Origin of the sequence: Aquipuribacter aurantiacus (assembly GCF_051216895.1) — a bacterium.
GTDB lineage: Bacteria > Actinomycetota > Actinomycetes > Actinomycetales > JBBAYJ01 > Aquipuribacter.
In genome coordinates, this window is sequence record NZ_JBPKAO010000004.1 from 81,130 (window position 1) to 105,068 (window position 23,939).

Sequence of the window (23,939 nt, forward strand, 5' to 3'; positions counted from 1 at the left end):
CGCACCGTCTCGGCGTGGACGTCGGTGGAACCTTCACCGACGTCCTGCTCATCGACACCGACACCGGCCGGACCTGGCGGGTCAAGACCGCCTCGACGCCGCAGGACCAGTCCGTGGGCGTGCTCCGTGGCGTCCAGCGCGTCTGCGCGGACGCCGGGATCGCGCTCGCGGACGTCACCGAGGTGCTGCACGGCACCACGGTCGCGACCAACGCGATCCTGGAGGGCAAGGGCGCCAAGGTCGGCCTCGTCACCACGCAGGGGTTCCGGCAGGTGCTCCAGATCGCCCGCTCGTTCGTCCCGGGCGGGCTGGCGGGCTGGATCATCTGGCCCAAGCCGGAGCCACTCGCCGACCTGGAGAACACCGTCGAGGCGGTGGAGCGGGTCGCCGGCGACGGTGCGGTCGTCGTCGCGCTGGACGCCGAGGACGTGCGCGCGAAGATCCGCCGCCTCAAGGCGCAGGGGATCGAGGCGCTCGCGGTCTCGCTGATCAACTCCTTCGCCAACGGCGACCACGAGAAGCAGATCGGGGCGATCGCCGTCGAGGAGCTCGGCGCGGACTTCCCGATCTCGCTGTCCAGCCACGTCCTGCCGGAGCTGCGGGAGTACGAGCGCACCGTCACCACCGTGGCCAACGGCTACGTCCAGCCGCAGGTGGCCCGGTACGTCAGCGCGCTCGCCGACGAGCTGGCCGGGCACGGGGTCGACGGCCCGCTCTACATCCTGCGCAGCGACGGCGGGCTGGCCTCGGCCGCCACGGCCGCGGCCAACCCGGTCAACCTGCTGCTGTCCGGGCCCGCCGGGGGCGTCACCGGCGCCGCCTGGGCCGCTGAGCAGGCCGGGTTCCGCGACTTCCTCACCTTCGACATGGGCGGCACCAGCACCGACGTGGCCCTGGTGCAGGACCTCACCCCCCGCATCGGCCGGCAGACCCGGGTCGGCGACCTGGACGTCCGGGCCGCGAGCGTCGACGTGCGCACCGTCGGGGCCGGTGGCGGCTCGATCGCCCACGTCCCGCCGCTGACCCAGGCGCTGCGCGTCGGGCCGCAGTCCGCGGGCGCCGTGCCCGGTCCGGCGGCGTACGGGCAGGGCGGGGAGGCCCCGACGGTCACCGACGCGAACGTCGTCCTCGGCTACCTGCCCAGCGCCCTGGCCGGGGGCGAGATCCAGCTCGACGTCGAGGCGTCGCGGGCGGCGGTGCAGACCATCGCCGACGCCACCACGCTGGACTCCGTCGAGGCCGCCGCGAGCGGCATCGTCGACATCGTCAACGAGAACATGTTCGGTGCCATGCGGCTGGTGAGCGTCCAGCAGGGCTTCGACCCGCGCGACTTCGCCCTGGTGGCGTTCGGGGGCGCCGGACCGCTGCACGCCAACGCGCTGGGCCGGCTCACCGGGTCGTGGCCGGTGATCATCCCGCCGAGCCCCGGCGTGCTGTGCGCCTACGGCGACGCCACCACCAGCCTGCGCGACGAGTCCGCCCGCACCTACATCCGCCAGTTCACCGACACGACCGACGACGAGATCCGCACGGCCCTGGACGAGCTCGCCGCCACGGCGAAGGCCACCCTGCGGGCCGAGGGCGTCGACGAGGCCGACATGAGCGTCGTGCACTCGGTCGACCTGCGCTACCACGGGCAGGGTTTCGAGATCCCCGTCACGGTGGACATGGCCGCCTTCGACGGTGACGGCGGCGGTCTCGTCGCCCTGGCCGCCCGCTTCGACGCCGAGCACGAGCGCCTCTTCGGGTTCCTGCTGAAGAACGCCCACGAGGTGGTCACCCTGCGCGCGTCGGCCACTGGTCCGCGGCCCAACGTCGGCGCCGAGACCCTGCCGCCGGGCTCGGGCGACGACGCCGCCGACCTGGCCGCGGCCAAGGTGCTGGACGCCGACATCTGGGTCTCCGGGGCCCGGGTGAGCGCGGGGGTCTACGACCGGTCGAGGCTGCCCGCGGGGGCCGTCGTCACCGGTCCCGCGATCATCACCGAGATGGACTCGACCACCCTCGTCCTGCCCGACCACGTGGCCGAGGTCCACCCCAGCGGCTCGCTCCTGATCACGCCCGCGACCGGTACCACCCAGAGCCAGGAGGGCTGAGACATGGCACGCATCCTCGAGACCGCCACCGAGCCGGTGAGCCCGGTCGACGTCGACGTCATCACCCTCGACCTGGTCGAGAACGCCCTCCGCAACGCCCGCTACGAGATGGACGAGGTGCTGTTCCGCACCGCGCTGAGCCCCGGCATCCGCGAGCAGCACGACGAGTTCCCGCTCATCGCGGACCCCGAGGGCAAGATGGTCGTCGGCCAGTTCGGCCTGTCCATCCCCGACTTCCTCGACAACTACGACGGGACGATCGAGGAGGGCGACGTCCTGCTGACGTCGGACCCGTACTCCTGCGGCGCGGCCATCAGCCACGCCAACGACTGGCTCGTCGTCATGCCGGTGTTCCACTCCGGCCGGGTGGTCGGCTGGGCGTCCATGTTCGGGCACATGTCCGACGTGGGGGGCAAGACCGCGAGCTCGATGCCGACGGACGCGCGGACGATCTTCGAGGAGGGGGTGATCATCCCGCCCTTCAAGCTGTACAAGCAGGGCGTCCTGGCGGAGGAGTCCTTGGAGATCATCCTCAACCAGGTCCGCAAGCCCGACTGGAACCGGGCCGACCTCAACGGCATCGTTGCCGCCTGCCGCACCGCCGGGCGTCGGATCCAGGAGATGTGCGACCGTTTCGGCACCGACACCTACCTGTCGGCGCTGGACGCCCTGCTGGCCCGCAACTACTCCGCCATGAAGACGTTGCTGGCCATGGTGTTCGAGGACGGCAAGGCGATCAGCTTCACCGACTACATCTGCGACGACGGCGTCGGGTTCGGCCCGTACGAGCTCAAGATGACGCTGACCCGGACCGGGGACAAGGTCACCATCGACTTCACCGGGTCGTCCCCGCAGGCGGCCGGCCCTATCAACTACTACATCAACGAGAACCTCATCCGGATGTTCTTCGGGATCTACATGATCACGGTCGCCGACCCGCAGATCCTGTGGAACGACGGGTTCTACCCGCTCGTCGACGTCGTCATCCCGGAGGACTCGTTCTGGAAGCCCCGGTTCCCGGCCGCGCTGTCGGGCCGCAACCACGGCATCGGCCGGGTGTTCGACCTGCTGGGCGGGCTGCTCGGGCAGACCAACCCGCAGCTGATGAACGCCGCCGGCTTCAGCTCCTCGCCCCACTTCATGTACTCCGGGACGTACTCCTCCGGCGAGCAGAAGGGCGAGTGGTTCCAGCTGTACTCGATCGGCTTCGGCGGCATCCCCGGCCGGCCGATGGGCGACGGCCCGGACGGGCACTCGTTGTGGCCCAGCTTCACCAACATCCCCTGCGAGTACCTGGAGTCGTACTACCCGCTGCGGATCGAGAAGTGGGAGACGGTCGCGGACACCGGCGGCTCCGGCCTGCACCGCGGCGGCAACGGCGTGGACGTCGCCTACCGGTTCCTGTCCGACGGCGAGATCGCCATCCACGACGACCGCTGGCTCACCTACCCGTGGGGCGTCCTGGGCGGGGAGCCCGGCGCGCGCGGCACCAAGTGGCTGGAGCACCTGGACGGGACCACGGAGGTGCTGCCCAGCAAGTGCCACGACGTGCCGGTCAAGGCGGGCGAGCTGCTGCACTTCGTCACCTGGGGCGGGGGCGGTTGGGGCGACCCGCTGGCCCGGGACGCCGAGCTCGTCGCGCTCGAGGTGCGGCGGGGCCTGGTCAGCGTCGGAGGGGCGCGCCGCTACGGCGTCGTCTGCTCCGAGGCGGGCGAGGTGGACCCGGCGGCGACGGAGTCCCTGCGGGCCGAGCTGTCCGCCGGTCGTCCCGACCCGTTGCCGATCTTCGACTCCGGACCCCCGATGGAGCAGATCCTGGCCAACGCGCTCGCGGAGACCGGGCTGCCCGCACCGAAGCCGCCCGTGGCCAGGGTGTGACGGCGAGGCGATGACCGGCGACGACGGGGCAGCACGCGGTCATGCCGACGGGCACGACCGGTCCGGGTGGGGCACGCCGCTGCAGCCGGGCCGGCGCCCGGCGCTGCTGTGCATCGACATGGTGCGGGCCTACTTCGACGACGGCGGGGCGTTCCAGCTGCCGTCGACCGCGTCGCTGGAGGCGGCGTCGCGGGTCCTGACCGCCGCGCGGGAGGCGGGCGTCCTCGTGGCGCACTCCGGGGTCCGCTACGCGGCGGGCGCCGTCGACGGCGGCTCGTTCGTGCGCCGGGTGCCGGGGCTGCACGCCTTCGTCGGGGACACCGAGGCCGGTCGGTTCCGGGTCGAGGTCGCGCCGCGACCCGACGAGGTGGTGCTGCTCAAGCAGATGCCCAGCGCGTTCTTCGGCACGACGCTGGCCTCGACGCTGACCGCGGCCGGTGTGGACACCGTCCTGGTGCAGGGCGTGTCGACGTCGGGCTGCGTCCGGGCCACCGTGGTCGACGCGATGTCGCACGGGTTCACGGTGTTCGTGGTCGCCGACGCCTGCGGCGACCGCTCGCCCACGGTCCACGAGGCCAACCTGGGCGACATGGCCGCCAAGTACGCCGAGGTCGTCGACGAGGCCTGGGCCCTGGACTACCTGGCGGGTCTCAGGTAGGGCGCAGGTCCCGCCGCAGGGGGAGCGGGGCGGCCGCCACAGGCCCTGGTGGCGCGGCTCAGCCGGCGGCGCGGTGCTCCGCGAGCGTGATGAGGTCCCAGGCCAGCGGGGACGAGGGGCGGGGGGCCGCGCACGTGAGCGGGGTGGGCGGGCCGCTGGGGGTCTGGGCCACGGTGACCTGCACGACGCGATCGGTCCCGGCGCGCTCGAGGTCGACGACGACCGACCCGTCCTCGGCCGCGCGGCTGCGCAGGGGGCGCAGGTCGTCGATGCGGGTCTCGCCACCGGCCAGCACCTCGCGGGCGTGGTGCTGCGCGGCCTGCACCGCGGCGGGCAGCGACGAGCGCCCACGCAGCAGGTCGGGCACGACCTGGCCGTTCTCCGTGGCCTCCACCAGGCCGGCGGCCGAGGCCGGGGTGACGCCGCCGTAGTAGAGCCCGTGGGGCAGGACCACGACGTTCGCGGCGAAGCGGCAGCCGCCGACGTGCGAGCACTCCCACACCCGCCCGGGGGCCAGCTCGTCGAGGGCCGAGGCCACCTCACGGCCCCGGACGGCGCAGCAGGTGTCGTGGCGACCGTGGGCGCAGGCCAGGTAGACCGGCCGCGTGGGGTCGCCCGGGCCCTCGTGCGGCAGCGCGACCACCGGCCCGTCGAGCGCGACGTGCAGCAGCTCCTCGTCCTGCTCGAACCTGCCCCACCGGACGGCCTCGGTGCCCGGTCGGGAGTCGACCAGCGCCCAGTGCCGCCGTCCCTGCGGGGTGTGACCGGCCCGGCCGTGCCGACGGACGAGCAGCACCCGGGCGCCGGCGGCCGTGGCCCGCCTGGACATCGCCGCCGCGACCCCGGCGTCGAGCCGGGACGACAGCAGGGCGTCACGGCCCCACGGTCCGGGCTGCTCGAGCAGGAACCAACGGCTCACGGGCGAGGCGGACCCGGCCCGGGGGTCGCCCCGCTCGGCCGCGGCGTCGGCGCAACGGGGCAGCCTGGTGGGTGCGTTCACGCCGTCGGGGCCGTCGGGGCCGTCGGGGCCGTCGGGGCCGTCGGGGCCGTCGGAGCCGTCGGAGGGGCGGGGACGGCGACGCCCTCGCGCAGCAGGCGACGCGCCAGCCGGACCGCTTCCTCGCCGTCCAGGCCGGGCAGCTCGCCCACGACGACGTCACCGCCGCCCAGCAGGGCGAGCACGGCCGTCCGGACCCGCCCGGGCAGGTCGAGGGACCGGTCGGCCAGGACGAGACGGAACCCGTCGTCGGTGCCGGTGCCGGTGCCGGTGCCGGTGTCGGTGCCGGTGTCGTCGGCGGCGCGGTCGCGGACCACCGTGCGGAGCCCGGCGCGGACGCGGAGCACCGTGGCCGCTCCGACGGAGGACACGGCGACCGCCTGCGCGAGCGGCGCGAGCGGGGCGGGGCGGTTGCCGGCCAGCACCGAAGGCGTCAGCCGGCGGGCCACCGCGTCCGAGGACACGTCGCGGAGACGGTCGGTCAGGGCGTCCACGGTCGCGGCCAGGTGCGGGGACAACCCGACCGGGTCGGTGAGGTCGATCCCCAGCGGCAGCGTCGCACGCAGCCGCGGGTCGTCCAGGACGAGCGCCGCCAGGGCCTCGACCAGCGTGGCCCGGGTGCGGACGTGGACCCCGACGGTCAGGTGCGCGGACACCTCGCCCAGCGCGGTGGCCGCGTGCAGCCAGCCGCGCGGCACGTACAGCGCGTCGCCGGGGCGCAGCACGGCCTCGAGGAACGGCTCGTCGGCCGCGGCACGCTCGACGGCGTGGCGGTGGTCCGTCCACGGGTCGTCACGCAGCGGGTCGGTGACCACAGGCCGGTGCAGGCGCCAGCGCTTCTCCCCGGCCACCTGCAGGACGAAGACGTCGTGCACGTCGTAGTGCGAGCTGAAGCCCTGGTTCTGCGGTGGCGTCACGTAGGCGTTGACCTGCACCGGGTGGCCGAGGTCCGCGGCGAGGTCGGCCGCGAAGCGCGCCAGCGGGGCGTGGGTGCGGTGCAGCGCCTGCAGGACGACGGTGGCGCCGTCGGCGAACAGCTCCGCCACGCGCTCGTCGCGCACCTGGTCGCCGACCGTGGCCCCCACGCCGCCGCCCCCGGTCCAGCGGCGTTCGGGCACCACCTGACCGTCCTTGGCGACGCGCAGGAACGGGGTACGCAGGCCCTGCTCGGACAGCAGCACGTCGACGTCGGCCAGGCTGAGCAGGTCCGAGAAGTCGCGAGGCAGGTCCGAGGCCGCGCTGAGCGACGGCTCCTGGGCCCAGACGGCGTCCGCGAACACGTCCCCGGGCACCGCGGTGCACCGGGCGAGGGCCGGGCGGTCGGGGGTGACCGCCCGGCGACCCGCGTCAGCGCCGGAGGTCAGCGCCCAGCCCCGCCGTCGGCCGGCCCGTGCGCGCCGCCGTCCGCGCCCCCGTCCGCTCCGCCGTCCGCGCCCCCGTCCGCGCCCCCGTCCGCGCCCCCGTCCGCTCCGCCGTCTGCTCCGCCGTCCGCTCCACCGTCGGCGCCCCCGTCGGCGCCCCCGTCCGCGCCCCCGTCGGCGCCCCCGTCGGCGCCCCCGTCCGCTCCGCCGGGCGTGCTGCCCGCGCCGCCGTCCGCGGGGCCGTGGGCGCCGCTGTCGGCTCCGCCGTCGGCCCCGCCGTCACCGGTGCTGGTCGTCATCTCGTCGTCGAGCGCCATGGGTCCTCCTGGGTTCGGTGGGACGGCCGGCGGTCTCCGGCTGCCCATCGGCAGCATGGCCCGGTCGACGGCCCACCGCGAGCGGACAGGGGCGGCTCACCCGTCCCCACCCCGACCGCCTCGCGACGGGTGCGGTCGGTGACGTCAACCGCGTGGTCACAGGTAGTGATCAGACCGTCACTCGGGCGTCGCCGGACAACCGGGACATCGTGCCGCGGTCGTCGTCACCGACGGTGACCAGGTGTCATGAACGTGCAGGTCAGAGGCGATTACGCCGTTCGGGCGGTCGCTGCGGACCGCCAGGACGGTGACGGTATGTCAACGCTCAACTACTCCTGGCCAACACGGGCCGACAGACAGGAGCAGACCATGAAGCAGACCCTGAAGAGCACCCTCGTCCGCGGCGTCGTCTCGGCCGCGACCGTCGTCACCCTCGCCTCGGTCGTCGGCGCCGGCGTCAAGTGGTGGTGACATGAGCGCCCCCGAGTCCGGGCCGCCGCCCGGCACGAGTGCGACCAGGGACGACCGCGAGCTCCTCGTCCCCGGGTACAAGTGGGCATGAACCACCCCGGGAGTCGGTCGGACGAGCGCCCCCAGCACCTGTCGGTGCTGCGGGCGCTCGTCCGGCTGCTCCCTGCACCGCCGGCCGCGCTGCCGTCCTACGCCTGGGCGGTGGGCCTGCTGGGCGTCGTCGCCACCGTGGTGGTCTGGTGGCTCGACCCGCCGCTCGCCCAGCTGGCCGACGAGCCGGCCCCGCTGCTGGTGCTCATGGGCTGCCTGGTCCTGGGTGAGCTGTTCCCCATCCCCGTGTCCCGCGGGGACGCCACGACGTCGAACGTGACGATCTCCACGACGTTCGCCGTCGCCCTCATCGTCCTGGGCCCGCTGTCGCTGGTGCTGCTGGCGCACCTGGTCGCGGTGTTCCTGGACGACCTGCGGGGAGGGCGCCGCCCGGTCCAGATGGCCTTCAACCTCGGCCAGTACGCCCTGTCCATCCTCGCCGCCCGGGCGGTCTTCGCCGCCACCAGCGGCGTCCCCCTGATGGCGGACTTCCGGCCCGCCGCCGGCGGCGACCTGCTGCCCGCCGTCCTGGCCGGCCTGGTCTTCGCCACGGTCAACCACACGCTGGTCGGGGTGGTCGTCGCGCTCGCGACCGGCGCCCGCCTGGTCCAGGCCCTCGGGGACGACCTCCGGTTCACCCTGGAGACCAGCGCGGTGCTCGTCGGGATGGCCCCCGTGGCCGCGCTCGTCGTGGTCGACGCGCCCTCCATGCTCCCGCTGGTGCTGCTGCCGATCATCGCCGTCCGGCGCAGCGCGCAGATGACCGCCATGTCGGAGCAGCAGGCGCTGCGGGACCCCCTCACCGGCCTGGGCAACCGCACCAGCCTCCAGCTGCACCTGACCCGGGCCCGCACCGACCCGGCGCGGCCGACCCTGGGCATGCTCATCGTCGACCTCGACCACTTCAAGGACGTCAACGACAGCCTGGGCCACGACGTCGGGGACCGGTTGCTCGTCGAGGTGTCCGCTCGGCTCACCGCCGTCGCCCCGGACGGCTCCCACGTGGCCCGCCTGGGCGGGGACGAGTTCGCCGTGGTCGTGCAGATGCCCGACCCGGTGACCGCGAGGGCCGAGGCCGAGGCCGTGGCGGCCCGGCTCCTGGAGGCCTTCGCGCGCCCCGTCGAGGTGGGCAGCACCCGGCTGGCGGTGCGCGGGTCCGTCGGCGTGGCGGTGGCGGCCGACCCCGACGAGGTGGGCGAGCTGCTCAAGCACGCCGACATCGCCCTCTACGAGGCCAAGACCGAGCGGGCGCGGTACGCCGTCTACGAGCCCCGCGACGACGACGCCGAGACCGAGCGGCTCACGCTGCTGGCCAACCTCAGCGAGGCGGTCGAGGCCGGACGGCTGACCGTCGCCTACCAGCCGCAGGGGGACTGCCGCACCGGGCGGATCGTGTCCTTCGAGGCCCTGGTGCGCTGGGACGACCCCGCCCACGCCCACGTCGGGGCCGACGTGCTGGTGCAGCTGGCCGAGAACGCCGGCTTCATCGACCGGGTCTTCGACCTCGTGCTGGACCAGGCCCTCACCGACCTCGCCGCCTGGCGGGCCGCCGGGCACGACGTGACGGTCGGGGTGAACGTGTCCGCGCGGCAGCTGTCCGACGAGGCGCTCGGCGACCGGATCGCGGCCCGGCTGCTGGCCCACCGGGTGCCGGCGTCCGCCCTGGTGGTCGAGGTGACCGAGAGCAGCCTGATGGTCGACGCCCGGCGGGCCGACGTGGTGCTCGCGTCGTTGCGCGCACTGGGTGTGGTGCTGTCGATCGACGACTTCGGCACCGGGTACTCCTCGCTGGTCCGGCTCAAGCAGATCGACGTCGACGAGCTCAAGATCGACCAGGGCTTCATCGCCGACCTGTCCGACGGGACCACCAACGACATGCTGCTGCGGACCATCATCGACCTGGCCGACAACCTGGGCCTGGAGGTCGTGGCCGAGGGCGTGGAGACCGGGTGGGCGGCGGCCACGCTGACCGCGATGGGCTGCGACCGGCTGCAGGGGTACCACCTGTCCCGCCCGGTGCCCGCCGACGGCGCCGTCGCCCTGCTGGACGAGCAGTCCCGGGAGGGGGCCGCCGTGCCCGCGTGGGCGCTGGCCCCCGACGGGCGACGCCCGGCGCTGAGGCTCGCCCCCACCCCGATCGACGAGGTCCTCGCCTCCGACGCCCCGCCGGGCGACCCCCGACCCACCGACGCACTGGGAGCGCTGCCGTGCTGATCACCGTCCTCGTCCTGCTCGCCGTGCTGACCGTCCCGCTGAGCGGGGGCACGTTCCGCGGGCTGGCCGCCACCACCTGGCGCTGGTCCTGGCTGCTGCCGGCGGTGCTGGCCCTGCAGGTCGTCCTGCTGCAGACGGCGTGGGTGCCGGAGCCGCTGGCCCCGGCGGTGCACATCGCCTCCTACGCGGTGGCGGGTGCCTTCATCGTCGCGAACCTGCGCGTGGCCGGGCTGTGGCTGCTCGCGCTGGGTGCCCTCGGCAACGGTCTGGCCATCGTGGCCAACGGCGGCACCATGCCCGCCTCGCCGACGGCCCTGCGCACCGCGGGGCTGACGGCGGAGACCGGGTTCGTCAACTCCGCCGCGGCGCAGGACGCGCACCTGGCCTGGCTGGGAGACGTGATGGCGGTCCCGGCGTCGTGGCCGCTGGCCAACGTGTTCAGCGTCGGGGACGTGCTGGTCGTCGCCGGCGCCGCGTGGGTGGCCCACGCCGCGGCGAGACAGGGCGCCGACGAGGCCCCGTCGCCTCAGCCGGCGACGGCCGTGACCGACGGCACGTCGCCGTCGACCCGGTCGGGCAGCAGCCGTCGCAGCGCGGCGTGCACCGAGTCCGGGGTGAGCACCCCGACGTAGCGGTCGTCGTCCAGCACGGGCAGCCAACCGGCGTCATGGGCGACGATCTCGCTGAAGCCCGTCTTGAGGCTGTCCCGGACGTCGACGGTGTCGTCGAAGCGGCGTCGTACCTCGCCCACGGTCTGGCCCCGCCGCAGGGTCCGCTGCGAGACCCAGCCCCGGAGGTCGTCGCCGTCGAGCACGACCGCGAAGTCGAGGTGGTGGGCCGCGAGCACCTGCAGGGCGTGGTCGGTGCTGTCGCTGACCTGCAGCGTCGGCGGGTGCACCAGGTCCTCGGTCTGGATCGGCGTCACCGCGAGCCGGCGCAGGCCGCGGTCGCTGCCGACGAAGGACGCCACGAAGTCGGTGGCGGGCGCCCCGAGCACGACGGCAGGCGTGTCGTACTGCTCGAGCACGCCCCCGACGCTGAGGACGGCGATCCGGTCGGCGATCCGGACGGCCTCGTCGATGTCGTGGGTGACCAGCAGCACCGTGGTGCCCAGGCGCTGCTGCAGCCGCCGGAACTCCAGCTGCAGCCGGTCGCGGACCTGCGGGTCGACGGCGCCGAACGGCTCGTCCATCAGCAGCACCGGCGGGTCCACGGCCAGCGCCCGGGCCACGCCGACGCGTTGGCGCTGACCGCCCGACAGCTCGTGGGGGTAGCGGGGGCCGTGGACCTCGGCGTCCAGGCCCACCAGGCCGAGCAGCTCGTCGGTGCGGGCGCGGGTCCGCTGCTTGTCCCAGCCGAGCAGCCGGGGCACCGTCGCCACGTTGTCGCGGACCGAGCGGTGCGGGAACAGCCCGCCCGACTGGATCACGTAGCCGATGCCGCGGCGCATCCGGGGACCGTCGGCGTGGATGACGTCGGTGCCCGCGACCTCGATGGACCCGCCGGTGGGCTCGATGAGCCGGTTGACCATGCGCAGGATCGTGGACTTGCCGCAGCCGGACGGACCGACCAGGGCCACCAGCTCGCCGCGGCGCACCTCGAGGTCGAGCGAGTCCACCGCGACCGTGCCGTCGGCGTACTGCTTGCGGACCCCGGCGAGCCTGATCATGGGCTCGCCGTCGTGCCCGGGCACGGTCGAGGCGGTGCCGGTAGCGTCGTCACGGTGCTGGTCCACCCGCTGAGCGTCGCCGAGTCCTGCCTGCAGCGCAACGCGTGGATCTGCCCGGAGTACGTCTCGACCAGGCAGGACATCCTGCTCGACGCCACGGGGCAGCACCTCTACATCACGTTCGCGGCGGTCACCATCGGGGTGCTCGTCGCCATCCCCGCGGCGCTGCTGGCCCGGCGGGCCAGGTGGCTGGAGCTCGGGGTGGTCGGCGCCGCCACCATCGCCTACACGGTCCCGTCGCTGGCGCTGTTCGCGCTGCTGCTGGCGCTGGGCACCGGGCTCAACCAGAACACGGTGGTCATCGGCCTGGCGATCTACTCCCTGGCCATCCTGCTCCGCAACATCCTGACCGGGCTCGCGCAGGTGCCGGCGGACGCGGTGGACGCCGCCAACGGCATGGGCCTGACGCCGGCCCGCCGGGTCTGGAGCGTCGAGCTGCCGCTGGCGGTGCCGGCCATCGTCGCGGGGGTCCGGATCGCCACGGTGTCCACGGTCGCGCTGGTGACGGTCGGCGCGCTCATCGGGTTCGGGGGGCTCGGCAACCTGATCTTCCAGGGTCTCAACAGCCGGTTCAACGCCGAGGTGCTGACCGCGACCGTCCTCACCGTGGTGCTCGCGCTCGTGCTGGACGCCCTGCTGATGCTGCTGCAGAAGCAGCTGACGCCCTGGGCCCGGGGGAGGGCGACGTGAACGACTCCATCCTCGGCCAGGCGCTGGGCTGGCTCACCGACCCCGCCAACTGGTCCGGCGCGGCGGGCATCCCCGTCCGCCTGGGCGAGCACGTCCTCGTCTCCGGGGTCGCCGTGGTCGTCGCGACCCTGATCGGGTTGCCGGTCGCGCTGGTCCTCGGCCACCTGGGCCGTGGCGGGGCCCTCGCCTCCGCGGTGGCCAACATCGGCCGCGCGGTGCCCACCCTGGCGATCCTCGTCATCCTCACCCTCGCGCCCGCCCCGTTCGGCATCACCGCCCCGGTGACCAACACGATCGTCGCGCTGGTGCTCTTCGCCGTCCCGCCCATCCTCACCAACGCCTACGCGGGCATGCGGGCGGTCGACGCCGACCTCGTCGAGGCGGCCCGTGGGATGGGGCTCACCCCGGCCCAGGTGCTGCTCCGCGTCGAGCTGCCGCTGGCGGTGCCGCTGGTGGTGGCGGGCCTGCGGATCGCGTCGGCCCAGGTCATCGCCACCGCGACCATCGCCGCCTTCGTGGCCGGACCGGGCCTGGGCCGGTTCATCACCAACGGCCTGGGCAACCAGGACACCGCGCAGTTCGTCGGCGGGGCGGTGCTCGTGGCGCTGCTGGCGATCGTCGTCGAGGTCGGGTTCCAGCTGCTGCAGCGCGCCGTCGCGCCGGTCAGGGAGAGCCGGACGACGGTCGCGCTCGACGAGGAGGCCGAGGGCGCGCCCGTCCGGGAGACCGCACCCGCGCTGGGGGCCTCGGGCGCGTCCCGCTGACCGCCGCCCCGGCCTGGCCGATCCGTCACCGGATCGTGACCGGCCCGGTCCCGTAGTCGGGATGCGGCCGTCGGTGCCGGGGGTTAGACAGTCGTAGCCACCAGGCGCCGTGACCGCCGCTGCGGCACGCACCGGTTCGTGCGCGAACGCGCGGACCCACGACATGCACGGCCAGACACGCGGGGACGACGTCCCCGGGACACAGAAGGCGATACCCCCATGACGACAGCCATCCTCCGCCGCGCGCTCCTGCCCGCCGCCCTGGTCGCCTCGCTCGCCCTCGCGGCCTGCGGCTCCGGCGACCCCCTCGCCGAGGACTCGGCCGCCCCCGGTGGCGACGCCGCGGGCGGCACCGCGTCCGACCCGGCCGACGTCGCCTCCGGTGCCGTGGTCGTCGGCGGCGCCAACTTCACCGAGATGCAGATCATGGAGGAGATGTACGGCGCCCTCCTGACCGACGCCGGCTACGAGGTCGAGATCATCGCCTCGGACTCCCGCGAGATCTACGGCCAGGCCCTGATCGACGGCGACATCGACGTGGTGCCCGAGTACGCCGCCACGATGGCGGAGTTCCTGAACCGCGAGGTCAACGGCCCCGACGCCGAGCTGGTCGCCACCAGCGACGCCGCGGAGACCGTGGCCGCGATGGAGCCCCTGGCCACGGAGCTCGGCCTCGTCGTGGCGGAGCCCGCCGAGGCCGCCAGCCAGAACGGCTACGCCATCCTCGAGACGGTCGCCACGGAGAACGACATCACCACGCTGTCGGACCTCGCCGCGTTCCAGCCCGACATCGTGCTGGCCGCCACCGAGGAGTGCGGCACCCGGCCGTTCTGCCAGCCCGGCCTGCAGGACACCTACGGCTTCACCATCAGCGAGGTCCTGCCGCTCGGCTTCGGCAGCCCGCAGGCCAAGGCGGCCGTCGTCCAGGGCCAGGCCGACATGGCCCTGGTCGGCACCACCGACGCGACCCTGGCGGCCGACGGTCTCGTCCTGCTCGAGGACGACCAGGCCCTGCAGCTGGCCGACAACCTGGTGCCCGTGCTCAACGCCGCCTCGGCCGAGGACGCCACCCTGGTCGAGACGCTCAACGCCCTGGCCCCGGTCCTCACCACCGATGACCTGGCCGAGCTCAACCGTCGCGTCGACGCCGACCGGGAGCTGGCCGCCGACGTCGCGACCGACTACCTCACCGAGGCCGGCCTGATCGGCGGCTGACCCCGCACCGGGACGAGCCGTCCCCGGCCCGCGGCCGTCACGGCCCGGGCGCGGACCTCGACGGTCCGTGCCCGGCGTGGCGGGACCCGTGCTGCCGCCGCCGGACCTAGCCTGCTCGTCGTGTCCGGTAGGCATTGCGCTCTGACGCGTCGTCCGTGGTGGCAGGTCGCCCTCGACCCCCGACGGCGTCGCGCCACCCTGCGCCGGCGCGACCGGCCCGGCGTGGGTCCGACGTCGGCCCTGCTGCTCACGGCCGCCGGGCTCGCGGGGGTGCTGGTGGGCTCCTCGATGGACCCCGGGGCGGGCAGTGCCCTGATGGTGGCCTCGTCGGTGCTGCCGCCCGCGGTGCTCGGGACCGCCCTGGTCCGGACCCGGACCGCGCTGGTGCACGAGACCCGTCACCGGCACCGTCTCGCCGGTCGGGTGGCGGTGTCCGACGAGCAGCTGAGCCGGATGGGCGACCGGGTGGAGCACCTGGTGGACCTGGCGCACGACCAGACCGCCGAGACGCAGCTGGTCCGCACCCGGCTCCGCGACGTCCGCGTCGAGCTCGCCACGTCCCGCGCCGCCCTGGCCGGGGTCCGTGAGCAGGCCGCCCGGGCCCGGTCCGCCGCCACGGCCGCCGTCGCCGCCCGGGACGAGGCGCGGCAGGTCGCCAACGCCGCGCTCGCCAGGGCCGACGCCGCCGCCCTCGACGCCCGTCGGGCCGAGGTGGCCCTGACCCGCGTGGAGGAAGGCCTGCTCGGGCCCGACGCCGTCCGGTCGACCCCACGGGTCGACGGCCAGCGCAGCTTCGCGAGCGTGGACATGCGCGTGTTCGACGCCTTCGTCGAGGCCGACATGGCCGACGAGGACGCCGTGCTGGACGCACCCGCGCGGCGCGGCCGGCACGCCGCCGCCCCCGCCCTGGACCCGGAGACGCAGGCGGCCGCGACCGTGGCCGCCGCGAGCCGCGCGGCGGGACGGGCCGCCGCGGCCCCGGCCGGCGCCGCCCGGGACTCGGTCCGCGACGTCGCCTGAGCCGGCCGCCCGAGCCGGTCCGGCCCTGCCTGTCACGCGCGGCCCGGCCGTGCGAGAGGATCGGGGCATGGACGACCAGCCGGAGCACGTCGAGGAGCCGTTCGACCCCGAGGGCGTCCGCTTCAAGCGGGTCAGCCCCCGGCTGACCTGGGTCCGGCTGGCCGGGGCGGGCATCTTCGCCCTGCTCGGCATCGCCCTGGCCGTCGTCCTCCGGCTCGTCCTGGACAGCCCCTGGTTGCTGCTCGTCGCCGCCCCGGCCCTGCTCATCGCCGTGGTCTCCGCCGTCGTGGTGCCGCGGCAGGTCAGGGCGCTGGGCTACGCGGAGCGTGAGGAGGACCTGATCGTGCGCCGGGGCATCCTGTTCCGCTCCCTCACGGTGGTCCCGTACGGGCGGATGCAGTACGTCGACGTGACGGCCGGACCGGTGGACCGGGCGCTGGGCCTGGCGACCGTCCGGCTGCACACCGCCAGCGCCGCCACCGACGCCACCGTCCCCGGTCTCACCGCGGACGCCGCCGCCCTGCTGCGCGACCGGCTGACCGCCGCCGGCCAGGCGCGCCTGGCGGGGCTGTGACCGAGGAGACCGCCTTTTCCGTGGTGCCGGTACGCCCGCCCCGCGTCCCGATGCGGCGTCTGCACCCGGTGTCGCCGCTGGTCCGCGGCTGGGCGGCGCTGCTCGTGGGGCTGGCGATCGTCGTGGAGGGGGTGCTGCCCGGTGAGGGCTTCGGGCCGGACATCGGGTTCCTCGGCGGGCTCGGGGTCCAGCTCGGCGGCGTGCTCGCGATCGCCGTGGTGGTGGTCCTCGGCAACGTGGTCGGCTGGGCCTTCGCCCGCTTCTCCGTCGACGACGACGCCGTGCACCTGCACACGGGCGTGCTGAGCCGGACCCAGCGCCAGGCCCGCCTCGACCGGCTGCAGGCCATCGACGTCGTGCAGCCCCTGATCGGGCGGTTGTTCGGCCTGGCCGAGCTGCGCATCGAGGTGGCCGGCGGGGCGGACTCCCAGGTGCGGCTGCGCTACCTGAAGGAGTCCGAGGCGCAGCAGCTGCGCAACGCGCTGCTGGCCGCGGCCGCGGGGGTGGAGTACGAGACCGACGAGGCGCCGGAGGCGCCGGAGCGCGAGGTCCTCGTGGTCCCGCCCGGCCGCCTGGTGGCCGGGACCGCCCTGACCGGGACCGTCATCGCCCTCACGGTCGGCACGGTGGTCGTGCTCACCGGGCTGGCGGCCGCGGCCCTGCTGCCCGGCGTCCCGCTGGCGCTCGTGCTCGCCCCGATGGCCGGGGTGGCGCCGGGGGCGGTCATCGTCATCGTCTTCACCGTCGCCAACCAGTTCGCCAAGTCGTTCAACTTCCGCCTCGCCGAGTCGCCCGACGGGCTGCGGGTGCGGGCCGGTCTGACCGAGACCCGCTCGGCGACCGTGCCGCCGGGGAGGGTGCAGGCCGTGCTGATCAGCCAGTCCTGGCTCTGGCGCCGCTTCGACTGGTGGCACGTCAAGGTCAACATCGCCGGCTACGCCGCGGCCGAGGCGCAGCAGACCTCCAGCGCCGTCCTCCTGCCGGTCGGCACCCGGCAGGACGTCCGCGACGTGCTCGCCCTGGTCGTCGCCGGGACCCCCGGGCCGGACGGGACCGGGCCGGCGGTCGGGGCGAGCCTGCTGGACGACGCGTTGTCGGGCACGGGGGACGCGAGCGGGTTCGTGACGGTGGACCGACGGGCGCGGTGGCTGGACCTGCTCGCCTGGCGCCGCATCGGGTACGCGGTCACCGACCGGGTGCTGCTGGCCCGCACCGGGCGGCTCAACCGCAGCCTGGTGGTCGTCCCCCACGAGCGCACGCAGAGCATCGGCCTGCTCCAGGGCCCGCTGCAGCGCCGGCTCGGTGTCGTCACCTTCCGGCTGCACTCCACGCCTGGGCCGGTGAACCCGGTCGTGCCGCACCTCAGCGAGGCCGAGGGGGCGCGGCTGCTGCGTGAGCAGGGCGCCCGCGCCCGCGCGGCCCGGGCCGCGTCCGGGCCCGAGCGGTGGATGCAGCGGCCGGTCTCAGCAGCGGGGGTTGGTCTCGGCGCGCACGACGAGGCCGTCCTCGTAGACGAGGGTGACCGCGGTGCCCTCGAGCGTGGGGTCGCCGAGGAACGCGTCCAGGTCGACCCGGTCGCTGGAGATGGCGGGACCGGAGTCGCCGGCGGTGCACGTGGTGACGAAGAACCGGGCCTGCGGTGACACCCCGACCTCGTAGAACCGCACGGTCTGGTTGCTGAACGACTCGCCGTCGTCGACCCGGACAGGGGTCCCCTCGGCCGCCAGGACGTCGTCGTCGACCCCGGCGACCGTGAGCCGGTCGAAGGACAGCACGGTGCCGTCCGGGGTCTCGGTGGCCTCGCCCAGGTAGCCCACGTCGTGGCGCCGCTCCTGCCGGGGCAGCGCGGCCGGGTCGCCGGACGGCTCGGCCGACGCCGTGGCCACGGCCGCGGACGCCGGGCCGGCACCGTCGGCGGGACCGGGGCTCACGGGGGCCGTGGCGGTCGGCGCCGCGGGTGCCGCGGTCACGGTGACGGTGGACGGGGTGACGTCCGGCTCCCCGTCACCGCACCCGGCCAGGAGGGCGGCGCCGACCAGCACGGGCAGCACGGGTAGCACGGGACGCACGGCCGGCAGGGACCTGGCCGTGGATCGCAGGCTCGTGATCATGGGCGACATGCTGGCACGGCGTAGGGTGCGCCGACGTGGCAGAGCAGGTACCGGTCCCCGTCCCCGCGGACGGACGGCTCGGCGTCGGGGTCGTGGGGGCCGGCCGCGTGGGGGCGGTCCTGGCCTCCGCGCTGCGGGCCACCGGCCACGCCGTCGTGGGGGCCTCGGGCGTCAGCGCCGCGAGCCGTGAGCGCATCGACACCCTGCTGCCGGGGGTGCCGCGCCTGGAGGTGCCCGAGGTGGTGCGACGGGCGGAGCTGGTGCTGCTCGCGGTGCCGGACGACGCCCTGCCCGACCTGGTGGCCGGGCTCGCCGCGACCGGGGCCTGGCAGGTCGGGCAGCTGCTCGTCCACACCTCCGGCCGCTACGGCACCTCGGTGCTGGCCCCGGCGTCGGCCGCGGGCGCCATCGGCCTCGCCGTGCACCCGGCCATGACGTTCACCGGCACCAGCCTGGACCTGGCCCGGCTGCCGGGGTCCACGATGGCCGTGACCGCCCCGACCGTGGTGCTGCCGGTGGCCCAGGCGCTGGTCATCGAGATGGGCGCCGAACCCGTCGTGGTGCCCGAGAGCGCCCGCGTCGCCTACCACGCGGCCCTGGCGCACGCGTCCAACCACGTCGTCACCGTCCTCGCCCAGGCCCGTCAGGTGCTGCACGACGCCGGCGTCGAGGCCTCCGCGCCGCTGCTCGGCCCGCTGGTGCAGGCCGCGGTCGACAACGCGGTCCGGCTGGGCGACGGTGCGCTGACCGGCCCGGTGGCCCGCGGGGACGCCGGCACGGTGGTCGAGCACCTGCGGGCGCTGCGCGCCGGTGACGAGCAGCGCGCCCCCGACGAGGCGGTCGCCGAGACGTACCGGGCCCTGGCCCGGGCCACCCTCGACCGGGCCCGCCACCAGCGCCGCCTGGACCCCGCCGACGCCGCCCGTGTGGAGGCCGCACTGGGGGAGCCTGGTGAGGGGACCGACGGGCAGCGCAGGTAGCGTTCCGTGGATGGGTGCTGCCGCTGTGCGTGACCTGACGGACCCCGCGACTGCCGTCGGGCCGCTGCTGGTGCGTGACCGGGCCGGTCTGGCCGCGGCCCGGGCGGGGCTGAGCGGGCGGGTGGCGGTGGTCATGACCATGGGCGCGCTGCACGAGGGCCACCGCTCGCTGCTCCGGCTCGCCGCGGACCACGCGGACCACGTGGTGGTGACGGTGTTCGTCAACCCGCTGCAGTTCGGCCCCGGGGAGGACCTGGACGCCTACCCCCGCAGCCTCGAGCGGGACCTGGCCGTCTGCGCCGAGGAGGGCGTCGACCTGGTCTTCGCCCCCACCCCGGAGCAGGTGTACCCCGACGGCGAGCCGCAGGTGCGGGTCCGCGCCGGGGACGTCGCCGCCCGGTGGGAGGGCGGCAGCCGGCCGGGGCACTTCGACGGCGTGCTGACCGTGGTGCTGCTCCTGCTCAACCTCGTCCGCCCCGACGTCGCGGTGTTCGGCCGCAAGGACCGCCAGCAGCTGGTGCTGGTGCAGCGGATGGTCCACGACCTCGCGGTGGGGGTGCGGGTCGTGCCGGGCGACACGGTGCGCGAGGCCGACGGGCTGGCCCGCTCCAGCCGCAACGCCTACCTGCAGGAGGCGGAGCGGGTCGACGCCGCCGCCCTGCCCCGGGCGGGTGCGGCCGCGGTGTCCGCCGCCGTCGCGGGGGCCGGCCCGCGGGAGGTGGTCTCCGCCGCGGTGGCCGAGCTCGACCGTCCGGGCGTCGACGTCGCCTACTGCGTCCTGGTGGACCCGGTCGACCTGCGCGAGGTCCCGGCAGAGCACACCGGACCGGCCGTCCTGCTGCTCGCGGCGCGGGTCGGACGCACGCGCCTCATCGACAACGTCGACGTGCACCTGACCGGACCCGTCGCATGAGGACCGTCCCCCGGCGCCTGGTGACCGGCGCCGCGACGACGGCCCCCGGCACCGACGTGGTCGTGGTGGGCTCCGGCATCGCCGGCCTGACCGCCGCCCTCGGGCTGTCCGACCACGGCCTGGCCGTCACCCTGGTGACCAAGACGGTCGTGGCGAGCGGGTCCACCCGCTGGGCGCAGGGCGGGATAGCCGCGGCGATGGCCCCCACGGACTCCGCGGACGCGCACTTCGCCGACACGATGGCCGCCGGCGGTGGCCTGTGCGACCCGGCGGCCGTCCGCGTGCTGGTCGACGACGGTCCGCGGCGGCTGCGCGGGCTGGTCAGCCTGGGGGCGCAGTTCGACCTCGACCACGCCGGCGAGATCGCCCTCACCCGCGAGGGCGGGCACGGCGCCGACCGGATCGCCCACGCCGGCGGGGACGCCACGGGGGAGGAGATCTCCCGTGCGCTCACCGCGGCGCTGGAGGGCGTGACCGCGGACGAACGGGTCCGGGTCCTGGAGCACACCTTCGCCGTCGACGTGCTGACCGATGCCCACGGTGCCGCGTGCGGGGTGCTGGTGGCCGGTCCCGACGGCACGCAGCGCCTGCCCGCCCGGGCCGTGGTGCTGGCCAGCGGCGGCATCGGGCAGGTGTACCGCTCCACCACCAACCCGCCCGAGGCCACGGCCGACGGCGTCGCCCTGGCCCTGCGCGCGGGGGCGGAGCTCGCCGACCTGGAGTTCGTCCAGTTCCACCCCACCGTGCTGTGGCTGGGCGGCGGGGCCCGCGGCCAGCAGCCGCTGATCTCGGAGGCGCTGCGCGGCGAGGGGGCGGTGCTGCTGGACGAGGGCGGGCACCGGTTCATGCCGGACCTGGACCCCCGGGGCGAGCTCGCCCCCCGCGACGTCGTGGCGCGCGGCATCGTCGACCGGATGCGGCTGACCGGCTCCGACCACGTCCTGCTGGACGCCCGGCACCTGGGGGCGCAGTTCCTGGCCGGTCGCTTCCCCAGCATCGTGCGGCGCCTGGCCGAGCACGGCTTCGACCTGGCGGCCGACCCGGTGCCGGTCGCCCCCGCCCAGCACTACCACTCCGGTGGCGTGCGGACCGACCTGGTGGGCCGCTCCGCCGTGGACGGGCTCTACGCCGTCGGTGAGACCGCCTGCACCGGTGTGCACGGCGCCAACCGGCTGGCCAGCAACTCCCTGCTGGAGGGGCTGGTCTACGCCGCCCGGCTGGCCGACGACATCGCGTCGAGGCTCGGCGCCGGTGAGCTGTCGCCCGGTGCCGCCGTGGACCGCAGCGGCCCGGCGGGGCTGGTCCCGGCGACGGCCCGCTCCCGGGTGCAGCGGGCGGCGTCGGCCGGACCCGGTGTGCTGCGCGACGCCGCCGGGCTGCAGGCCGCCGGGCGGGCCCTCGCCGGTGTCGTCACCGACGCCCACCACCACGAGGGTGTCAGCGCCCGGGTGGACCGCCCGGAGTGGGAGGCCGCGAACCTGCACACCCTGGCGGTCGCGCTCACCGAGGCGGCGCTGCTGCGCGAGGAGTCCAGGGGAGGTCACGTCCGTCGTGACTTCCCCGACGAGGACCCGGCGTGGCGCCGCCACGTCGTGGTGCGCGCCGACGTCGACGGCCGGCTCGTGCTCACCGAGCAGGCCGCCCGCGACGAGGATGCGGAGCAGGCGTGAACGCGCCGGTGGGTCCGACCGCGGACGAGGTCGAGCGCCTGGTCCGCACCGCGCTCGACGAGGACCTGGGCGGCGACCCGGGCGTGGACGTGACCACGTCGGCCACCGTCGACGCGACGGCCACCGCCGTGGTCGAGGTCCGCGCCCGGGAGGCGGGTGTGCTGGCCGGCCAGGTCGTGTGGGCCCCGCTGCTGGCCGAGGCCGCGCGGCGGCTCGGGCAGGCGGCGCCCGTGGTGGAGCTCCTGGCCGCGGACGGCGACCCGGTGCGACCGGGCGACGTGCTGGCCCGGCTGTCCGGGCCCACCCGCACCCTGCTGGTCGCCGAGCGCAGCGGCCTCAACCTGGTGGGTCGGGCCTGCGGCACCGCGACGGCCACCCGGGCGTGGGTCGACGTCCTGGCGGGCAGCGGCGTGGGCGTGCTCGACACCCGCAAGACCACGCCCGGGCTGCGCGCGTGGGAGAAGTACGCCGTGCGCTGCGGCGGTGGCACCAACAAGCGCATGGGCCTGTTCGACGTGGCCATGGTCAAGGACAACCACGCGGCCGCGGCGGGGTCGGTGGTGGCCGCCTACCGGGCCGTGCGCCGCGCGTCCCCCGACGTGGTCGTCGAGGTGGAGGTCGAGTCGACCGACGTCGCGCTGGCCGTCGTCCGGGCCGGCGGACGGTTCCTGATGTGCGACAACATGACGCCCGCCGAGCTCGCGGCGACCGTGCGGGCGGTCCGGGCGCTGGTGCTCGAGCTGGACGGTCCCGACGGGCGGGTCGAGCTGGAGGCGACGGGTGGCCTCACGCTGCAGCACGCCCCGGAGGTCGGGGCCACCGGCGTCGACTTCGTGTCGGTCGGCGCGCTCACCCACTCCTCGCCGCAGCTGGACGTCGGCCTGGACTGGGTGGGCTGAGGCAGCGGGGCCGGCCCGGTCAGTCGATCGGGTGGGCCGAGGCCATCCGCGGGATCCGGCCCCGCAGCTGGTTGGGGGTGTTGAGGAGGCGGACCTTCCAGCGCCGGTGCAGCCCGACGATGAAGTCGAGGCCGGCGCCCTCGATGGCGTCGACCTCGTCCAGGTCGACCACCACCCGGCTCAGGACCATGGTCTCGACGTCGTGCAACGCCCGGGCCAGCCGGGGCGCGGCCCGGTCGTCCAGCACGCCGTACAGGCGAACGACGACCTGGGTGCCGACCCGCTGCACCACGACGTCGCAGGAGTCCTCGCGCGGCGCGGGCACCGATCCCTGCACGTGGCTCACCTCCGTCGTCCGGTCGTCCTCGTCCGGTCATGGTCGTCCAGCTGTCAGACCGCCCGGTCCGTCCCCGGGCGGGCCCTGCCCGGCAGTCTGCCCCACATCGTGACCCGCGTCACGGCCCCCCGCACGCCGAGCCCGCTCCTCGGGCCCCCGGAGGACCTCTCAGGCCCGGGTGAAGCGGTAGGCGTGGACCGCCTGGGCCAGGTCGACCGTCCCGTCGGGGGCGGCCAGGGCCTCCGCCGACCGACGGACCTCCGCCAGGACCGTGTCCCGGGCGGGGGAGAGGGCGACGTAGGACCAGGTGGCGACCAGGCTGACGAGGTCGTCGACGCCGTAGCGCAGCGAGCTGTCGAACGTCGCCGTGCCGTCGGGGGTGAACCTCGGGTCGGGCACCGACACGTCCAGCCGGGCGGCGTAGGTGTCGGCGCCCGCCCGTGCCGCCAGGTCGGGGGCGTGCGCCACGACGGAGGACGTGATGGCCTCGGTCACCGGGTGGTGGGCGTCACGCAGGTTCCACATCAGGACCAGCGCCCCGCCGGGTCGCAGCACGCGGGCGACCTCGACGGACGTGCGGTCGTGGTCCATCCAGTGCCAGGCCTGAGCCACGAGCACCGCGTCGACCGAGGCGTCCGGCAGCGGCAGGGCCTCACCGCTGCCCGCCAGGGCCACGGCGTCGGGCGACACGGCGACGAGCTGCTCCCGCATGAGCGGGTCGGGCTCCACCGCGACGACGTCGTGCCCCAGCTCCAGCAGCAGCCGGGTCAGCTTGCCCGTGCCCGCCCCCAGGTCCGCGACCCGACGCGGCCGTGGCCCCAGGGCCCAGCGGACCACGTGCGGCGGGTAGCCGGGGCGCACCCGGTCGTACTCCGAGGCCGTCGCCCCGAAGGAGCGGGCCTGCGGCCCCTCGGGGGCGCCGCGCCGGACCGGGCCTGGGGTCATGTCCCCATGC

Annotated in this window: 21 protein-coding genes; 15 read left to right on the top strand and 6 right to left on the bottom strand. The window is 75.4% G+C overall.

Going from position 1 to position 23,939, the window contains the following annotated elements; genetic code table 11:
- Positions 1-14: 14 nt before the first annotated feature.
- The 3 genes from ACR80Q_RS07055 to ACR80Q_RS07065 are packed head-to-tail and all read left to right on the top strand — an operon-like array spanning position 15 to position 4,632.
- Positions 15-2,096 (top strand): hydantoinase/oxoprolinase family protein, encoded by a 2,082-nt coding sequence (locus ACR80Q_RS07055; RefSeq protein ID WP_435376890.1) that lies wholly within the window; start codon positions 15-17, stop codon positions 2,094-2,096.
- Positions 2,097-2,099: 3 nt separating this feature from the next.
- The gene (locus ACR80Q_RS07060; RefSeq protein WP_435376891.1) at positions 2,100-3,974 is read left to right on the top strand and encodes a hydantoinase B/oxoprolinase family protein; all 1,875 of its coding nucleotides are present in this window, start codon (positions 2,100-2,102) and stop codon (positions 3,972-3,974) included.
- Between the two features lie 10 nt (positions 3,975-3,984).
- The gene (locus tag ACR80Q_RS07065; RefSeq protein ID WP_435376892.1) at positions 3,985-4,632 is read left to right on the top strand and encodes an isochorismatase family protein; all 648 of its coding nucleotides are present in this window, start codon (positions 3,985-3,987) and stop codon (positions 4,630-4,632) included.
- 58 nt (positions 4,633-4,690) lie between these two features.
- Here the strand turns inward: ACR80Q_RS07065 and ACR80Q_RS07070 are convergent, their stop codons facing one another.
- From ACR80Q_RS07070 to ACR80Q_RS07080, 3 genes are all read right to left on the bottom strand, one after another.
- The gene (locus tag ACR80Q_RS07070; RefSeq protein ID WP_435376893.1) at positions 4,691-5,632 is read right to left on the bottom strand and encodes a ferredoxin family protein; all 942 of its coding nucleotides are present in this window, start codon (positions 5,630-5,632) and stop codon (positions 4,691-4,693) included.
- A complete protein-coding gene (locus ACR80Q_RS07075; RefSeq protein WP_435376894.1) occupies positions 5,629-6,921 on the bottom strand; it encodes a cupin domain-containing protein in 1,293 nt (430 codons plus the stop codon). Before ACR80Q_RS07075 ends, ACR80Q_RS07070 begins: the two co-directional genes overlap by 4 nt.
- 68 nt (positions 6,922-6,989) lie before the next feature.
- Entirely contained in the window at positions 6,990-7,307 is a 318-nt protein-coding gene (locus tag ACR80Q_RS07080) for a hypothetical protein (protein WP_435376895.1), read from the bottom strand.
- A gap of 558 nt (positions 7,308-7,865) precedes the next feature.
- Here ACR80Q_RS07080 and ACR80Q_RS07085 point away from each other — a divergent pair.
- Together ACR80Q_RS07085 and ACR80Q_RS07090 are read left to right on the top strand one after the other, a co-directional pair.
- Positions 7,866-10,082 carry a putative bifunctional diguanylate cyclase/phosphodiesterase gene (locus ACR80Q_RS07085; protein ID WP_435376896.1) on the top strand — a complete coding sequence of 739 codons (2,217 nt, stop codon included), beginning with the start codon at positions 7,866-7,868 and terminating at the stop codon, positions 10,080-10,082.
- Positions 10,076-10,714: a DUF5317 family protein gene (locus ACR80Q_RS07090; protein WP_435376897.1), complete on the top strand. Its 639-nt coding sequence runs from the start codon at positions 10,076-10,078 to the stop codon at positions 10,712-10,714. Before ACR80Q_RS07085 ends, ACR80Q_RS07090 begins: the two co-directional genes overlap by 7 nt.
- On the opposite strand, the gene ACR80Q_RS07095 is transcribed toward ACR80Q_RS07090, so the two are convergent.
- A complete protein-coding gene (locus ACR80Q_RS07095; protein ID WP_435376898.1) occupies positions 10,609-11,817 on the bottom strand; it encodes an ABC transporter ATP-binding protein in 1,209 nt (402 codons plus the stop codon). The two genes, ACR80Q_RS07090 and ACR80Q_RS07095, sit on opposite strands and share 106 nt — an antisense overlap.
- On the opposite strand from ACR80Q_RS07095, the gene ACR80Q_RS07100 reads away from it, so the two are divergent.
- The 10 genes from ACR80Q_RS07100 (at position 11,806) to nadC (ending at position 22,647) form a co-directional block, all read left to right on the top strand.
- Entirely contained in the window at positions 11,806-12,501 is a 696-nt protein-coding gene (locus tag ACR80Q_RS07100) for an ABC transporter permease (RefSeq protein ID WP_435376899.1), read from the top strand. The genes ACR80Q_RS07095 and ACR80Q_RS07100 overlap by 12 nt on opposite strands.
- Positions 12,498-13,265, top strand: coding sequence for an ABC transporter permease (locus tag ACR80Q_RS07105; RefSeq protein WP_435376900.1), 768 nt, complete (start codon positions 12,498-12,500; stop codon positions 13,263-13,265). The genes ACR80Q_RS07100 and ACR80Q_RS07105 overlap by 4 nt, the downstream gene beginning before the upstream one ends.
- 219 nt (positions 13,266-13,484) lie before the next feature.
- Positions 13,485-14,480, top strand: a complete 996-nt coding sequence (locus ACR80Q_RS07110; protein ID WP_435376901.1) for an ABC transporter substrate-binding protein — start codon at positions 13,485-13,487, stop codon at positions 14,478-14,480.
- Positions 14,481-14,600: 120 nt separating this feature from the next.
- Complete coding sequence (locus ACR80Q_RS07115; RefSeq protein ID WP_435376902.1) at positions 14,601-15,500, top strand: hypothetical protein; 900 nt, start codon at positions 14,601-14,603, stop codon at positions 15,498-15,500.
- Between the two features lie 67 nt (positions 15,501-15,567).
- Positions 15,568-16,074, top strand: a complete 507-nt coding sequence (locus ACR80Q_RS07120) for a PH domain-containing protein (RefSeq protein ID WP_435376903.1) — start codon at positions 15,568-15,570, stop codon at positions 16,072-16,074.
- Entirely contained in the window at positions 16,071-17,717 is a 1,647-nt protein-coding gene (locus ACR80Q_RS07125; protein WP_435376904.1) for a PH domain-containing protein, read from the top strand. Before ACR80Q_RS07120 ends, ACR80Q_RS07125 begins: the two co-directional genes overlap by 4 nt.
- 503 nt (positions 17,718-18,220) lie before the next feature.
- The gene (locus ACR80Q_RS07130) at positions 18,221-19,165 is read left to right on the top strand and encodes a Rossmann-like and DUF2520 domain-containing protein (protein ID WP_435376905.1); all 945 of its coding nucleotides are present in this window, start codon (positions 18,221-18,223) and stop codon (positions 19,163-19,165) included.
- A gap of 10 nt (positions 19,166-19,175) precedes the next feature.
- Positions 19,176-20,078, top strand: coding sequence for a pantoate--beta-alanine ligase (panC, locus tag ACR80Q_RS07135; protein ID WP_435376906.1), 903 nt, complete (start codon positions 19,176-19,178; stop codon positions 20,076-20,078).
- Positions 20,075-21,748 (top strand): L-aspartate oxidase, encoded by a 1,674-nt coding sequence (locus ACR80Q_RS07140; protein WP_435376907.1) that lies wholly within the window; start codon positions 20,075-20,077, stop codon positions 21,746-21,748. The genes panC and ACR80Q_RS07140 overlap by 4 nt, the downstream gene beginning before the upstream one ends.
- Complete coding sequence (nadC, locus tag ACR80Q_RS07145) at positions 21,745-22,647, top strand: carboxylating nicotinate-nucleotide diphosphorylase (protein ID WP_435376908.1); 903 nt, start codon at positions 21,745-21,747, stop codon at positions 22,645-22,647. The genes ACR80Q_RS07140 and nadC overlap by 4 nt, the downstream gene beginning before the upstream one ends.
- Before the next feature lie 19 nt (positions 22,648-22,666).
- Here the strand turns inward: nadC and ACR80Q_RS07150 are convergent, their stop codons facing one another.
- Both ACR80Q_RS07150 and ACR80Q_RS07155 read right to left on the bottom strand, forming a co-directional pair.
- Positions 22,667-22,984, bottom strand: a complete 318-nt coding sequence (locus ACR80Q_RS07150) for an STAS domain-containing protein (protein WP_435376909.1) — start codon at positions 22,982-22,984, stop codon at positions 22,667-22,669.
- A 168-nt stretch (positions 22,985-23,152) separates the two neighbouring features.
- Positions 23,153-23,929, bottom strand: a complete 777-nt coding sequence (locus tag ACR80Q_RS07155) for a class I SAM-dependent methyltransferase (protein ID WP_435376910.1) — start codon at positions 23,927-23,929, stop codon at positions 23,153-23,155.
- Positions 23,930-23,939: the final 10 nt, after the last annotated feature.

Coding starts and splice junctions, on each gene's coding strand:
- ACR80Q_RS07060 (WP_435376891.1), top strand. CDS start 2,100: ATGGCACGCATCCTCGAGACCGCCACCGAGCCGGTGAGCCCGGTCGAC.
- ACR80Q_RS07065 (WP_435376892.1), top strand. CDS start 3,985: ATGACCGGCGACGACGGGGCAGCACGCGGTCATGCCGACGGGCACGAC.
- ACR80Q_RS07080 (WP_435376895.1), bottom strand. CDS start 7,307: ATGGCGCTCGACGACGAGATGACGACCAGCACCGGTGACGGCGGGGCC.
- ACR80Q_RS07085 (WP_435376896.1), top strand. CDS start 7,866: ATGAACCACCCCGGGAGTCGGTCGGACGAGCGCCCCCAGCACCTGTCG.
- ACR80Q_RS07110 (WP_435376901.1), top strand. CDS start 13,485: ATGACGACAGCCATCCTCCGCCGCGCGCTCCTGCCCGCCGCCCTGGTC.
- ACR80Q_RS07120 (WP_435376903.1), top strand. CDS start 15,568: ATGGACGACCAGCCGGAGCACGTCGAGGAGCCGTTCGACCCCGAGGGC.
- panC (WP_435376906.1), top strand. CDS start 19,176: ATGGGTGCTGCCGCTGTGCGTGACCTGACGGACCCCGCGACTGCCGTC.
- ACR80Q_RS07140 (WP_435376907.1), top strand. CDS start 20,075: ATGAGGACCGTCCCCCGGCGCCTGGTGACCGGCGCCGCGACGACGGCC.
- ACR80Q_RS07155 (WP_435376910.1), bottom strand. CDS start 23,929: ATGACCCCAGGCCCGGTCCGGCGCGGCGCCCCCGAGGGGCCGCAGGCC.